Origin of the sequence: Luteimonas sp. MC1825, assembly GCF_014764385.1 — a bacterium.
Lineage (GTDB): Bacteria > Pseudomonadota > Gammaproteobacteria > Xanthomonadales > Xanthomonadaceae > Luteimonas.
Map to the genome: position 1 here is coordinate 2,866,539 of NZ_CP061714.1, position 12,821 is coordinate 2,879,359.

Sequence of the window (12,821 nt, forward strand, 5' to 3'; positions counted from 1 at the left end):
GGACAATGGCGCGCGATGAAAACGCTCCATCCCGTCCCCGTCCCCGTCCCCGACCGCGACCCGCGCCCGGTACCGCCCGAGCCGCCGCTCCCCAGCGACTGCTGTGACAGCGGCTGCGATCCGTGCGTGAACGACAGCTACAGCGACGAGCTGCAGTACTACCGCGAGCGGCTGGCCCGCTGGCTCGAGCGCCACCCCGACGCCGGCTGAGGCCGGCGCATCGGTGCCTGATGGCGCGGCGCCGCGCCACGCGCGACCTGCGCCTGATTGATGCGGGTCAAGGCCCCGCGGCCGGCGGGTATCCATACTTCTCCACGATCCGGCGCAGCCTGTTTCCGCCCTGCCCCGGCACCCGCATGGCCTGGAGATCGACAACGTGTACGCGATTCAAGGCCGGCTCGCCCGGCGAACCCCGGCGCGTCACGCCGGACGCACTGCCCTGGCGCTCGCCCTGGCACTCGCCGCGGGCGGCGCGCAGGCCAGCGACGCGTGGCAAACCAGCGGCGACGTCCGCTTCGGCTACGTCGGCTCCGAAACGCGCGCCCGCAGCGGCGCCACCACCGACGCCGACAGCGTCCGCGCCAGGGTGCGCTTTCGCGTGCGCGGCGAGCTCGGCGGCGGCTGGCACGCCAGCGGTCGCGTGGCCGCACGCCTGGACAGCGAACAGGACGACGCGGAATTCTGGCTGCGGAGCTACGCGCCGGGCCCACAGGGGCTCGAGGATGGCCAGGCGACCATCGACGAGGCCTACCTCGAATACCGTGCGGCGGAATCGCCCTGGAGCCTGCGCCTGGGCCGCTTCCAGGCCGCGTTCGCCATCGACGACATCATGAAGAAGTCGCTGGACCAGAACGACAGCACCAACTTCGACATCACCTGGACCGATGGCGCCTGGTGGCAGTGGCGCGGCCAGGACTGGACCACGCACGTGATCGCGCGGCACAACGATCGCCGCGGGCCCACAGGCGCGCTGCGCCGCCCGCTGGACTTCGCCGATGGCGGCGCGCGCCGGCCTGTTCGTGGCGGCAGAATCGAAGACGGCCGTCGGCCCCGTGGTGCAGCGCATGGTCACGCTGACCTGGCTGCCATCCGCGCTGCGCACGAACGGCCTCGCCGACCCGGCGCTGGAGGACTACCTGGCGGTGACCGCGAAGGCCGCCGCCGAATGGCCCTTGGGCCAGGGCGGCACGAAGTTCCGGCTCGGTGGCGAGATCGGCTGGGCGCCCGACACGCCGCGCCGCGAGGCGGTCAATTCAGGCACCGGCGAGGCTGACGCGCTGTCGTGGCAGGCCTCCTTCAGCTTCATGGACGTGCTGCCCGACCACGACTTCGGCATCGTCTACGGGCGCGTTGCCGACGGCTGGCTGCTGTCGAGCGACTTCCGCCCCAACGACGAGCTGCTCGAGGCGCGCTGGGTGTGGCAGGCCTCGAAGGCCTGGCAGATCGACGCGCGCATCCGCCGCCGCGAGGAGATCGACCTGCCCGCGAGCGCCGCCGGCCCGCGCCGGGACGACGACGTGTACGCGCGGGCGACGTGGAAGTTCTGAGCGGCGCACAGAACCTGCGCAGCGCGGACTGAGCCGCCGGCCGGCACCCGCAGCCGCGGATGCCGGCCGACCCTGGCCTTGGCGCGGCGTTATCCGCCGTTCTGTTGCGTCGTGGTGCGTGCACCCACCTGGATCCGGCGCGGGGTGGTTTCCGGCCGCTTCGGAATGACGATCTCGAGCACGCCGTGCTCGCCGCTCGCCGAAATTCGGTCCGGATCGGCGCTGTCGGGCAGTGCAAACCGGCGATGGAAGATGCCGTGGCTGCGCTCGATGCGCGAGAACTGCTCGCCTCCTTCGCGGGTCACGCTGCTGCGCTCGCCCTTCAGCGTGAGCAGCCCCTTGTCCATCTGGATCTCGATGTCCTTGGGGTCGACGCCGGGAATGTCGGCATAGAGCACGAAGCGGTCGTGTTCTTCCTTGATGTCGACGCGTGGCGCCCACTGGCTGGTGACCACCGACGACTCGTCGTTGCCGGTTTCGCCCATCAGGTTGCCGCCGAAGAGGCGGTCGAAGAGCTGGCCCATCGGGTCCTGGGCGCGCGGCCACTGGTCGCGCTGGCGGCTGATCTGGTTCATATGTTCTCCTCCGTTGTTGCCGGGCGGGCACGTCAGCCCGCCAGTGGCGGAGATAGGAACGGCGGAACCGTGATCAAGGTGGCGGCGGCCGCATCGCGCGTCCACCGTTGCCTGCCGTTAAGCCACGCGCCGGCGACGCTCCAGGTGCACCAGCAACAGCGAGATCGCCGCCGGAGTCATGCCCGGGATGCGCTGCGCCTGGCCGATGGTGCCGGGCCGCACCTGCTCCAGTTTCTGGCGCAGTTCCGACGACAGGCCGCGGACCACGGTGTAGTCGAACGCGTGGTCGATCGTGGTGTCCTCGCTGCGCCGCTGGCGCGCGATCTCCTCGCGCTGGCGCTCGAGGTAGCCGGAATACTTGGTCTCGATCTCGACCTGCTCGGCCACGGCCGGATCGGCCACCGCCGGCCCGAATGCCGGCACCGTGACCAGCCGCGCGTAGTCGAGCTCGGGCCTGCGCAGCAGGTCGAGCGCGCTGGATTCGCGGCTCAGTTCGATGCCGAGCGTGGCCACCGCTTCGCGTCCGGTCGCGTTGTTGGGCGACGCCCGCAACGCGCCCAGCCGGGCGGTTTCGGCCGCGACCGCGTCGCGCTTGCGTGCGAACGCGTCCCAGCGCGCGTCGTCGACCAGGCCCAGGTCGCGGCCGAGCGCGGTCAGCCGCAGGTCGGCATTGTCCTCGCGCAGCTGCAGGCGGTACTCGGCGCGCGAGGTGAACATGCGGTACGGCTCGACGGTGCCGTGGGTGATCAGGTCATCCACCAGCACGCCGATGTAGGCCTGGTCGCGGCGTGGCGACCAGCCGTCATGGCCATGCACCAGGCGTGCCGCATTGGCGCCCGCGAGCAGGCCCTGCGCGGCCGCTTCCTCGTAGCCGGTGGTGCCGTTGATCTGGCCGGCGAAGAACAGCCCCGCCACGGCCTTGGTCTCCAGCGTGGCCTTGAGGCCGCGCGGGTCGAAGAAGTCGTATTCGATCGCATAGCCCGGGCGGGTGATGTGCGCGCGCTCGAAACCCTGCACCGACCGCACCAGCGCCAGCTGCACGTCGAACGGCAGCGAGGTGGAGATACCGTTGGGGTAGATCTCGGCCACGTCCAGCCCTTCGGGCTCCACGAATACCTGGTGGCTCGCCTTCTCCGCGAAGCGCACCACCTTGTCCTCGATCGACGGGCAGTAGCGCGGGCCGGTGCCTTCAATCTGCCCGGAATACAGCGGCGAGCGGTGCAGCGCGGCGCGGATGATGTCGTGCGTGCGTTCGGTTGTCTGCGTGATCCAGCAGGACACCTGGCGCGGCTGGTCGGCATGCGAGCCCATGAACGAGAACACCGGGCGCGGGTCGTCGCCGGGCTGCTCCACCATCACCGAGTAGTCGAGGCTGCGGCCATCGATGCGCGGCGGCGTGCCGGTCTTCAGGCGGTCGACCACGAACGGGCCGTCGCGCAGGCGCGCGGCCAGCGTGGTCGCCGGCGGGTCGCCCATGCGGCCGGCGGAGTACTGGGTCTCGCCGACATGGATGCGCCCGGCGAGGAAGGTGCCCGCGGTCAGCACCACCGCCTGCGCATCGAAGCGCAGCCCGGTGTTGGTGACCGCGCCGCGCACGCTGCCGGCGTCGATCACCAGGTCGTCGACCGCCGCCTGGAACACGGTGAGGTTGGCCTGCGCTTCCACTGCGCGACGGATGAAGGCGCGGTACAGCGCGCGATCGGCCTGGCAGCGCGTGGCGCGCACCGCCGGGCCCTTGGATGCATTGAGTCGGCGCCACTGGATGCCGGCGGCATCCGCCGCACGTGCCATCACGCCGCCAAGCGCATCGACCTCGCGCACCAGGTGGCCCTTGCCGATGCCGCCGATGGCCGGGTTGCAGCTCATCGCACCGACCGTCTCGATGTTGTGCGTCAGCAGCAGGGTGCGCGCACCGGCGCGTGCGGAGGCCAGCGCGGCTTCGGTGCCGGCGTGGCCACCGCCGATGACGATGACGTCGTAGCGATGGAAGTCGTGATGCATGTCGCGATTATCGCGTTTGCCCGTGGCGTGTACACGCGCGCGCGGAAAGTTGGCACGCAACCTGCATTCTGTTCTGGCGCACCCGGAATGGCCAACGACCCCGAAGGGACGTGGCCGGAGATTGGAACAGGGCTGGCCAGGCGCATTCCGGGGAAGCGAAGGGGCCGAACGTCGGGGGACGTTCGGCCCCGTTTTTTTGGCCGGAGAACGGGCCAGTGGCGCCGGTGAGGCGCCGACGCCCGGCGGGAGCGGAACAGGGGGGATCCGGGATCCCCCGCCGGGTGTCGACAATCGTCAGACCAAATTACGTCCCAAAGCGACGCATCGGGTCAGTTGGCCTAGCTTGCGACCATGGCGGCCACCTTTGCAAGCGGCAATATGTTTCAAGGACGCGACGCAGGTCGCGTTACGGGGCCTCGGTCAGCACCTCGCGCGTGCTGCGGCGCTCGCTCGCGCCACGCGCCGGCGCGCGCACGGCGGGTCGCGCAGCCGACGTGCCGCTGCGCTCCACCTGGCGCGACGGCATGGCGCGCCGTGCCGGCGCCTGCTGCCGTGCCGCCGGTGCCGGCATCGCCATCGCGTCGGGGCGCTGACGCATTGCCGGCGCGCGCAGCCTGGCACCGCCAGCCTCGGCGCCGCCAGCCTGCAACCGGGACTCCGGCATCCGCAGCGACGCGCGCGGGTCCGGCGCCGGCCGTTGCAGCGGGCGCTCACGCATGCGCGAAGGCTGCCGGTCCACGGGGGCCGGTGCGCCCAGGCGTCCGGGCGTGGGCGTGATCGTGCGCCCGGGTCGCGTCTGCCAGCCGTCGCGGATCACGGGTCGCGCCTGCGACTGGCTCGGACCTTGGGGAATGCCCATGCCCGGCCGATCCGGCCGATCCGGACGCCCCTGGTGCGGTGGACGGTGTGGCGGGCGGTACGGCGGGTAATAGCCGTAGCCAGGCCAGCCGTACCACGAGGCGCCGCCGTACCACGGCGATCCGTATCCGCCGTAATAGCGATCGTACGCGCCGTAGCCGAAGCCGCCGTAGGGCACGCCATACCCGTAGCCGCCGTAGCCGTAGCCGCCATAGCCGTAGCTGGAGCCGCCGCCGTGGTAGTAATCGCCGTAGGCGTCGTATCCACCGTGGCCGCTGTAGCCGTAGCCGGTTACGCAGCCGCCGAGCACGAGCGCGGCGCCGGCGGCGAGAAGGAACTTGCGGATCATGACCATTCCCCTGCAGGTGTGCCGGACCAGAGTCGGCCCAAGCCGTTGAATTGGCGCTTAACCCACCCCCGTTTGCAAGGAATTCAGCTGAACGGCTCAGTCATCCCGGTTAATCTGGCGACATGCCCGACGCCCTGCCCAGCTTCGACGACGTGCTTGGCGCCGCCGCCCGCATCGCGGCGCACGCCTGCGTCACGCCGGTGTTCCGCTCGCGCGGCCTGGATGCCGTAGCCGGCTGCACCCTCGCGTTCAAGGCCGAGCACCTGCAGCGCGCGGGCGCGTTCAAGTTCCGCGGCGCCTGCAATGCGGTGTGGTCACTGCCCGAAGCCCTGGCCGCACGCGGCGTGGTGACCCACTCGTCTGGCAACCACGGCGGCGCGCTGGCGCTGGCCGCGGCGACCCGCGGCCTGTCCTGCCACGTGGTGGTTCCGGCGGATGCGGTGCGCACCAAGCTGGCGGCGATCGCCGGCTACGGCGCGGTGCTGCACCGCTGCGCGCCCGGCATCGCCGCCCGCGAGGTGGCCTGCGCCGACATCCAGGCCGCCAGCGGCGCGACGCTGGTCCACCCCTACGCCGATCCGATGGTGATCGCCGGCCAAGGCACTGCGGCGCTGGAGCTGCTCGCCGAGGCCGGCGCGCTCGACGCCGTGGTGGTGCCGGTGGGCGGCGGTGGCCTGGCCGCGGGTACCGCGCTCACGCTGGCCGCGCGCGCACCGGACTGCCGCCTGGTACTGGCCGAGCCACGTGGCGCCGCAGACACGCAGGCGTCGCTGGCGCGCGGCGAGCGGGTCACCGGCCTGGTGCCGGACACGGTCTGCGACGGCCTGCGCGGCACGCTGGGCGCCCCCGGCTTCGCGCTGCTGCGCGAACATGGTGCCGAGGTCATCCTGGTCGACGATGCCGACACGATCGCCGCGATGCGCCTGCTGTGGCAGCGCCTGAAGCAGGTCGTCGAGCCGTCGTCGGCGATCGCGTTGGCCGCGGTGCTCGGCCAGCGCGAGCGCTTCGCCGGCCAGCGCGTGGGCGTGGTGCTGTCGGGCGGCAACGTCGATCTCGACGCATTGCCGTGGCTCGCATGAGCCGACGCCGCACCGCGCGCCGGCGGCAGCCGCGCCGGCACGGCTTCCGCTGGCTGCCGCGCCTCGTGTTGCTGTGCCTGCTGTGGCTGGCGGGGGTGGCGGCGTGGATCGTGTACGTGGGCGGCCGCGACCAGGCCGGGCCGGCCGATGCCATCGTGGTGCTGGGCGCCGCCGCCTACGACACGCGGCCGTCGCCGGTGTTCACCGAGCGCATCCGCCACGGCATCGCGCTCTACGAGCGCGGCTTCGCGCCGACCCTGCTGTTCACCGGCGGCTACGGCAGCGGCGCGCGCTTCTCCGAATCGCAGGTCGCGCGCACCTACGCGCTGCGCCAGGGCGTGCCGGGCGACGCGATCCTGATCGAAACCCTGTCGCGCACCACCTACCAGAACCTGGCGCAGGCGCGCGATGTGCTGAGCGAACACGGGCTGCAGCGCGTGATCGTGGTCAGCGACCCGCTGCACATGGCGCGCGCGCTGCGGCTGTGCCGCCGGCTCGGCATCGATGCGCTCGGTTCGCCCACGCCGAGCAGCCGCTTCCGCAGCTTCCGCACGCAGTGGCGGTTCCTGGCGCGCGAGGTGTACTTCTTCCACCGCGACCTGGTGGTCAAGCCCGAGTAGGCGGCAAGGTTGCCCGCTCAGGGCGCCGCGGACACCAGCGTCAGGCCCTCGCGCAGCAGCCAGCGGGTCGCCGCGGCACGCTCGGCCAGCGGCACGTCGACCAGCACGCCCACCAGCCAGCGGAACGAACGGCAGCGCGCCTCGCGGCTGGCGGCATCGCGGCCTTCGGACATCAACCCGGCCATGAAGCCGTCATGCAGGAAGGTCGCGCTGACCGCCGCGGACTTCAGTACCTGCCGCGCCTGCACCGGATCATAGGGCTGCGGCTGGCCCTGCAGGCCGGCGAGTGCGACGTCGGTGAAGGCGAGCGCGAAGCGCTCGCGGCTGGCGCTGCCGAGGCGGTCGACCGTGCGCTGGAACGCGGGGACATCGCGCGCCGCGTCGGGTTCGAACAGCGCGCACAGCGCCTGCGATTCATCGGGCAGGCGCGAACTGGCGTGCACGGCATGGAACAGCCGGTCGATGGCCGCATCCGGCGCGCGCAGCAGCACGTCCTCGCCCAGCGCCAGCACCTGGCTGGCATCGATCCGCGACAGGTCGATGTTGTAGCGCTGCGCGCTGGCGGTTGAGGCGGCGCCGGCCAGCAGCACGGCCACGGCGGCGTGGCCGGCGAACCGGCGCAGCGACCGGCGCGGTGCGCGGGCGGCGAGGGTGCCGGTTGCGACGCGCGCGTTGCGCACCGCGATGTTGCGGGATGTGTGGTTGCTCATCCGCGGAGTGTAGGCAGCGCCGGTGTGCGTTCGCTGAACCCGCGGCTCACGCGGTGCGGCGGCGCACCGGGATGCCGCTCGCCGGGAAGCGCGCGATCTCGGCGCCGGCCTCGCGGATCGGCGCGCCGTGCGCGGGCGACCAGGCCATCGCGGTGATTGTTTCCCAGGTGGCCGGCAGCAGGTTGTCAGCGCCGCGCCACTCTTCGTACGCAGCCTGCGCCGCGGCAAAGCGCCCGCGCCCGGTGAGCGCGCGCCGCCGGCCGGCCAGCGCATTGGTCGCGCCCAGCGCGCGCAGTTCGCGCATCAGGGCCGGCATGTCATGGTGGCCGTGCACTTCGACCTCGCGGTCGAGCACCGGATCGCGGAAGCCCGCCCGCATCAGCGCGTCACCAAAGCCCGCGATCGGCACGAACGGCGACACGTGCGCCTCGTCGTCGGCCGCCGCGAACGCCGCACGCAGCTCATGCAGGGTGTCGGGGCCGAACGTCGAGCACAGCAGCATCCCGCCCGGGCGCAGCACGCGGCGGAAGCCGGCAAACAGCGCGTCGAGGTCGTCCACCCACTGCACGCACAGGTTGCTGAACAGCAGGTCGACGCTGTTGTCGGCCAGCGGCAGCAGGCGCGCATCGGCGCAGACGCGGTCGATGCGGCGCTGCAGCGGGTTCCAGCCGCGGCGCGGCGCCAGCTGGTGGAGCATCGGCAGGGCGAGGTCGACGGCCAGCACGCGCGCCTTCGGCCAGCGCGCGCGCAGCGCCAGCGCGGCGCTGCCTGGCCCGCTGCCGACATCGACAACCGTGTCGGGCACGCGCTCGCCGAGATATTCCAGCGATTCCATGAGCCGCGCTTCCACGTCGCGCTGCAGCGCCGCCGCGGCGCCGTAGCCGGCGGCGGCGCGCGAGAAGGCGCGGCGCACCTGGCGGGTATCGAAGGTGTCGGTCATGGCATTGGTTCGGAGTCTGATGCGGCGCGGTCGATCGCAACTTGCCCGGGCATCGCACCGACGGCATCAAGGAATCCGGCGATCGCGGCCGCGACTTCGTCGGCATGGGTGAGGAACGGTGCGTGGCCGCCGTGTTCGACCTGGACGAAGCGCGCGCCCGGCGTGCGCGCCGCCGCCGCGCGCATCGCGCGCGGGTCGACCACGCGATCGCGGCGCCCGGCCAGCCACAGGCTGGGCACGCGCAGCGTCGGCAGCAGGGCGCGCTGGTCGACGCTGCCGAGCAGGTCGAGGCCGTCGGCCAGCGCCGCCGCCGGCGGCTCGCCGCGCACGAACAGTTCCGCGCGCAGGGCGCGAAGCTCGCCCCTGGGGTCGTCCGAGCCGAACGCTTCCAGCGCGACGAAGCGGTCGAGCGTGCCGTGGTAATCCTCGCGCAGGCCGCGCGCGAAACCGGCGAAGATCTCCGCCGACATGCCGAAGCGGCCGTCGTCGTCGCCGGCGGCCTCCGGGTCACGCACGAAGCGCGGCGCCGAGCACACCATCGCCAGCGCCGGCACGCGCTCCGGGCGCGTGGATGCGGCGTGCAGCGCGACCATGCCGCCCAGCGACCAGCCCAGCCACGGCGCCACCGGCACCCGCGCGGCGATCGCGGCGGCGCAGGCTTCCGGCTCCAGCGCCACGGCGCTGTCGCGGCTGCGGCCGTGCCCGGGCAGGTCCACCACGTGCAGGGTGAAGCGGTCCTCGAGGCGCGCCACCAGCGGCGCGAACACGCCGCCGTGCATCGCCCAGCCGTGCAGCAGCACCAGCGGCGCGCCCTGGCCCACGACTTCGATGTGCAGCTCGCCGCTCATGCGCCCTTGTCCCCGCGCAGTGCCTGCGCACGGCGCGGACTGCCGGCCTGCGGCCGCGCCACCACCCAGGCGAAGGCGACGATGCCGGCCACGATCAGCGCGGCGCCCCACAGCCCAAGCGCGCCCGGCAGCGGCTCGCCCAGCAGCCACGCACCGATGCCGATCGCGAACAGCAGCTCGGCGGCCTGCATCGCCTCGACCGCGCCGAGCGCGGTCGGGTTGTTGCGCACCATGCCGGTGGCCTGGAAGAACAGGATGGTGGCGATCACGCCGGCGCTGAGCGCCACGCCGGCGGCCAGCCAGACCTGGTCCATCGGCGGCGCGCCGCTGCGCGTCCAGGCCCAGGCCGCCACCAGCCACCACAGCGGCTGGCTGGCAAGCGTCATGCCGAACACGCGCTGCGCCGCGTTGAGCGTTTCGCCGCTGCGCTCGAGGTGCAGCAGCAACAGGCGGTTGCCGAGCGGATAGGCGAATGCCGCGCCCAGCACGCAGGCCAGCGCGATCCAGCCGGCGCGGTCGATCGCGCCGCCGCCGTAGCCGACCTGCAGCAGCAGCACGCCGGCGAAGATCAGCGCGGCCACCAGCAGTGCCGCCCGCGGGATGCGCCGGCGCGCATCGCTGTAGAGGAAGGGCGCGCACAGCATTCCGGCGATCACGGTGAACTGGAAGGTGCCGGCGACCAGCCACGACGGCCCGCTGGACGCCGCGAACGTCAGCAGCACGCAGAACGCCACGAAGCCGATCGCGCTGCAGCGCAGCCATGCCCAGGGATGCGCGCGCAGCGCGCGCCCCACCGGCCCCATGCCGCCCATCCACGGCATCAGCGGCAGCAGCAGCGGCAAGGTGATGAGGTAGCGCAGCGCCGCCGTCCACGTCCAGTCACCGCCCCCGCCCACCGCGGCGCGATTGAGCACGTAGGTCATGGTGAAGAACAGGGCCGATGCCAGCCCGATGCCGACGGCGGCCAGCGGGCGGCTGGGGGCGGACGCATGCGCCGGCACGCCGATCAGGCCAGGTGCAACGCGTCGACGTGGTCGCGCGCGCGCGCCAGCGCCTCCACCAGCGCATCCACCTGCCCGTCGAGGTGGACCGTACTCAGCGTGACCCGCAGGCGTGCGCGGCCTTCGGGCACCGTCGGCGGGCGGATCGCGGCCACCCAGATGCCGTCGGCCTCGAGGCGTGCGGCCATGTCCAGCGCTCGGGCGTTGCCGCCACAGAGCACCGGCTGGATCGGGGTGTCGGACGGCAGCAGCTGCAGGCCTGCGCGGCGCGCACCGTCGCGGAAGCGCTGCACGTGCGCGGCAAGCTTGTCGCGGCGCCAGTGCTCGCGGCGCGCCAGCTTGACCGCGGCCAGCGAGGCCGCGGCCTGCGCCGGTGGCAGCGCGGTGGTGTACAGGTACGGCCGCGCGGTACCGGCCAGGTGTTCGATGAGATCCGCATCGCCGGCGACCACGGCACCGTAGCCGCCGAGCGCCTTGCCTAGCGTGGCCAGCTGCAGCGGCACTTCTTCGACGCCCAGCTTCGCTTCGGCGACGCTGCCGCGCCCGCCCGGGCCAAGCACGCCCACGCCATGCGCATCGTCGACATACAGCAGCGCCGACTGCATGCGCGCGGCCAGCGCCAGCTGGCGCAGCGGCGCGACGTCGCCGTCCATGCTGAAGACGCCGTCGGTGGCGAGCATCGCCGCGCCAGCCGGCACGGTCTTCAGCTGCCGCAGCGCACCTTCGGCATCGGCATGCGGGTAGCGGCGCAGGCGGCAGCCGGCCAGGCGCGAGGCGTCGATCAGGCTGGCGTGATTGAGGCGGTCCTGCACGCAGGCATCGTCATCGCCCAGCAGCGCCTGCTGCACCGCGAGGTTGGCGAGGTAACCACTGCCGAACAGCAGCGCGCGCGGGGTGCCAAGCCAGTCGGCGACCTCGCGCTCCAGCGCGTCATGCGCCACGTGGTGGCCGCAGACCAGGTGCGAGGACACGCCACCGGCGCCGTCACGCGAGGCCGCGTTCTGCAGCGCGTCCACGACCTGGAACTGCTGGGCCAGGCCGAGGTAGTCGTTGCCGCAGAAGTTCAGCAGCCAGCGGCCGTCGACTTCCAGGCGCACGCCGTCGCGGCGGCCCACCACGCGGCGGCGCCGCACCAGGTCGTCGGCCAGTGCGTCCGCGCGCAGCGACTGCACGCGCCGGCGCAGGTCGGGGCGCTGCTCAGCCAACGGCCTGCCTCCGCGGCTGGCAGGCGACGATGTCGGCATGCACGGTGCCGCCGTGGTCATGGTCGGGTGCGTCCACGGTGACCGCCATCGCGCGCAGGCCGAGGCGCGCGAACAGCGCTTCGTCGTGTGCGGTATCCGGGTTGCCGGTGGTCAGCAGCTTGTCGCCGTGGAAGATCGAATTGGCACCGGCGGCGAAGCACAGCGCCTGCAGCTCGTCGCTCATCTGCTCGCGGCCGGCGGACAGCCGCACCATCGACTTCGGCATGAGGATGCGCGCCGCCGCGATCGTGCGCACGAACTCGAACGGATCGAGCTCGGCGGTGCCGTGCAACGGCGTGCCTTCCACCTGCACCAGGCGGTTGATCGGCACCGAATCCGGGTGCGCCGGCATGGTCGCCAGCGTCTGCAGCAGGCCGGCGCGCTGGCGCCGCGACTCGCCCATGCCGACGATCCCGCCGCAGCAGGTCTTCAGCCCGGCATCGCGCACGTGGCCGAGCGTGTCGAAGCGGTCCTGCAGCTCGCGGGTGTGGATGATGTTGCCGTAGTGCTCGGGATCGGTATCGATGTTGTGGTTGTAGTAGTCCAGCCCGGCCATCTTCAGCGCCTGCGCCTGCGTGCCGGTGAGCATGCCGAGCGTGGCGCAGGTCTCCAGGCCGAGCGCCTTCACGCCGGCGATCATCTCGGCGACCTTGGGGATGTCGCGGTCCTTCGGCGAGCGCCACGCCGCGCCCATGCAGAAGCGCGAGGCGCCCGCGGCCTTGGCCTGGCGCGCCTTCTCCATCACCGCCTCGGTTTCCATCAGCTTCTGCGCGTCGACGCCGGTGTCGTAGCGCTGCGCCTGCGGGCAGTAGGCGCAGTCCTCGGGGCAGCCACCGGTCTTCACCGACAGCAGGGTGCTGACCTGGACTTCGGCGGGATCGAAATGCAGCCGGTGGACGCTCGAGGCGCGGTGCAGCAGCTCGGTGAACGGCAGGTCCAGCAGGGCCTCGACCTCGCTCCGCGACCAGTCGTGGCGCGGAATGGCGGCGTCACTGGCGCGGAAGTCGCTGACGTCGGGCATGGCGGAGTCCTGAGGGCGCACGTATTGC

14 protein-coding genes are annotated in these 12,821 nt (G+C 72.6%); 4 read left to right on the plus strand and 10 right to left on the minus strand.

The annotated features are described in order from the left end of the window. The first annotated feature begins 15 nt into the window (after positions 1-15). Positions 16-210: an oxidoreductase-like domain-containing protein gene (locus tag IDM46_RS13290; protein WP_185116039.1), complete on the plus strand. Its 195-nt coding sequence runs from the start codon at positions 16-18 to the stop codon at positions 208-210. A 67-nt stretch (positions 211-277) separates the two neighbouring features. On the opposite strand, the gene IDM46_RS13640 is transcribed toward IDM46_RS13290, so the two are convergent. Then, the gene (locus tag IDM46_RS13640) at positions 278-1,072 is read right to left on the minus strand and encodes a hypothetical protein (protein ID WP_255492292.1); all 795 of its coding nucleotides are present in this window, start codon (positions 1,070-1,072) and stop codon (positions 278-280) included. Between IDM46_RS13640 and IDM46_RS13300 the strand changes: the two genes are divergently transcribed. Continuing rightward, positions 1,065-1,547, plus strand: a complete 483-nt coding sequence (locus IDM46_RS13300) for a hypothetical protein (RefSeq protein ID WP_223878094.1) — start codon at positions 1,065-1,067, stop codon at positions 1,545-1,547. The two genes, IDM46_RS13640 and IDM46_RS13300, sit on opposite strands and share 8 nt — an antisense overlap. 89 nt (positions 1,548-1,636) lie before the next feature. On the opposite strand, the gene IDM46_RS13305 is transcribed toward IDM46_RS13300, so the two are convergent. From IDM46_RS13305 to IDM46_RS13315, 3 genes are all read right to left on the minus strand, one after another. Further along, on the minus strand, positions 1,637-2,122 hold the full coding sequence (locus IDM46_RS13305; protein WP_185116042.1) for an Hsp20/alpha crystallin family protein: 486 nt from the start codon (positions 2,120-2,122) through the stop codon (positions 1,637-1,639). 117 nt (positions 2,123-2,239) lie between these two features. Then, complete coding sequence (mnmG, locus tag IDM46_RS13310; RefSeq protein ID WP_182824098.1) at positions 2,240-4,123, minus strand: tRNA uridine-5-carboxymethylaminomethyl(34) synthesis enzyme MnmG; 1,884 nt, start codon at positions 4,121-4,123, stop codon at positions 2,240-2,242. 406 nt (positions 4,124-4,529) lie between these two features. After that, positions 4,530-5,330: a hypothetical protein gene (locus IDM46_RS13315; RefSeq protein WP_185116113.1), complete on the minus strand. Its 801-nt coding sequence runs from the start codon at positions 5,328-5,330 to the stop codon at positions 4,530-4,532. Positions 5,331-5,452: 122 nt separating this feature from the next. On the opposite strand from IDM46_RS13315, the gene IDM46_RS13320 reads away from it, so the two are divergent. Continuing rightward, positions 5,453-6,409, plus strand: a complete 957-nt coding sequence (locus IDM46_RS13320) for a pyridoxal-phosphate dependent enzyme (protein WP_185116043.1) — start codon at positions 5,453-5,455, stop codon at positions 6,407-6,409. After that, positions 6,406-7,029 carry a YdcF family protein gene (locus IDM46_RS13325; protein WP_182824094.1) on the plus strand — a complete coding sequence of 208 codons (624 nt, stop codon included), beginning with the start codon at positions 6,406-6,408 and terminating at the stop codon, positions 7,027-7,029. Before IDM46_RS13320 ends, IDM46_RS13325 begins: the two co-directional genes overlap by 4 nt. A gap of 17 nt (positions 7,030-7,046) precedes the next feature. Here the strand turns inward: IDM46_RS13325 and IDM46_RS13330 are convergent, their stop codons facing one another. The 6 genes from IDM46_RS13330 to bioB are packed head-to-tail and all read right to left on the minus strand — an operon-like array spanning position 7,047 to position 12,793. Further along, positions 7,047-7,739, minus strand: coding sequence for a hypothetical protein (locus IDM46_RS13330; protein ID WP_182824092.1), 693 nt, complete (start codon positions 7,737-7,739; stop codon positions 7,047-7,049). Positions 7,740-7,785: 46 nt separating this feature from the next. Then, complete coding sequence (gene bioC / locus IDM46_RS13335) at positions 7,786-8,679, minus strand: malonyl-ACP O-methyltransferase BioC (RefSeq protein WP_185116044.1); 894 nt, start codon at positions 8,677-8,679, stop codon at positions 7,786-7,788. Next, positions 8,676-9,515 carry a pimeloyl-ACP methyl ester esterase BioH gene (gene bioH / locus IDM46_RS13340; RefSeq protein ID WP_185116109.1) on the minus strand — a complete coding sequence of 280 codons (840 nt, stop codon included), beginning with the start codon at positions 9,513-9,515 and terminating at the stop codon, positions 8,676-8,678. The genes bioC and bioH overlap by 4 nt, the downstream gene beginning before the upstream one ends. A gap of 8 nt (positions 9,516-9,523) precedes the next feature. Further along, positions 9,524-10,528, minus strand: a complete 1,005-nt coding sequence (locus IDM46_RS13345) for a multidrug resistance efflux transporter family protein (RefSeq protein WP_185116045.1) — start codon at positions 10,526-10,528, stop codon at positions 9,524-9,526. A gap of 5 nt (positions 10,529-10,533) precedes the next feature. Continuing rightward, complete coding sequence (gene bioF, locus IDM46_RS13350; protein WP_223877980.1) at positions 10,534-11,733, minus strand: 8-amino-7-oxononanoate synthase; 1,200 nt, start codon at positions 11,731-11,733, stop codon at positions 10,534-10,536. Continuing rightward, positions 11,726-12,793 (minus strand): biotin synthase BioB, encoded by a 1,068-nt coding sequence (gene bioB, locus IDM46_RS13355; protein WP_182824084.1) that lies wholly within the window; start codon positions 12,791-12,793, stop codon positions 11,726-11,728. The genes bioF and bioB overlap by 8 nt, the downstream gene beginning before the upstream one ends. Between the last annotated feature and the right edge of the window lie 28 nt (positions 12,794-12,821).

Bases quoted from the DNA above. Each gene is read 5' to 3' on its own strand.
- mnmG (WP_182824098.1), bottom strand. From the start codon at position 4,123: ATGCATCACGACTTCCATCGCTACGACGTCATCGTCATCGGCGGTGGC.
- IDM46_RS13305 (WP_185116042.1), bottom strand. From the start codon at position 2,122: ATGAACCAGATCAGCCGCCAGCGCGACCAGTGGCCGCGCGCCCAGGAC.
- IDM46_RS13315 (WP_185116113.1), bottom strand. From the start codon at position 5,330: ATGATCCGCAAGTTCCTTCTCGCCGCCGGCGCCGCGCTCGTGCTCGGC.
- IDM46_RS13325 (WP_182824094.1), top strand. From the start codon at position 6,406: ATGAGCCGACGCCGCACCGCGCGCCGGCGGCAGCCGCGCCGGCACGGC.
- IDM46_RS13290 (WP_185116039.1), top strand. From the start codon at position 16: ATGAAAACGCTCCATCCCGTCCCCGTCCCCGTCCCCGACCGCGACCCG.
- bioC (WP_185116044.1), bottom strand. From the start codon at position 8,679: ATGACCGACACCTTCGATACCCGCCAGGTGCGCCGCGCCTTCTCGCGC.
- IDM46_RS13300 (WP_223878094.1), top strand. From the start codon at position 1,065: ATGGTCACGCTGACCTGGCTGCCATCCGCGCTGCGCACGAACGGCCTC.
- IDM46_RS13330 (WP_182824092.1), bottom strand. From the start codon at position 7,739: ATGAGCAACCACACATCCCGCAACATCGCGGTGCGCAACGCGCGCGTC.
- bioB (WP_182824084.1), bottom strand. From the start codon at position 12,793: ATGCCCGACGTCAGCGACTTCCGCGCCAGTGACGCCGCCATTCCGCGC.
- IDM46_RS13320 (WP_185116043.1), top strand. From the start codon at position 5,453: ATGCCCGACGCCCTGCCCAGCTTCGACGACGTGCTTGGCGCCGCCGCC.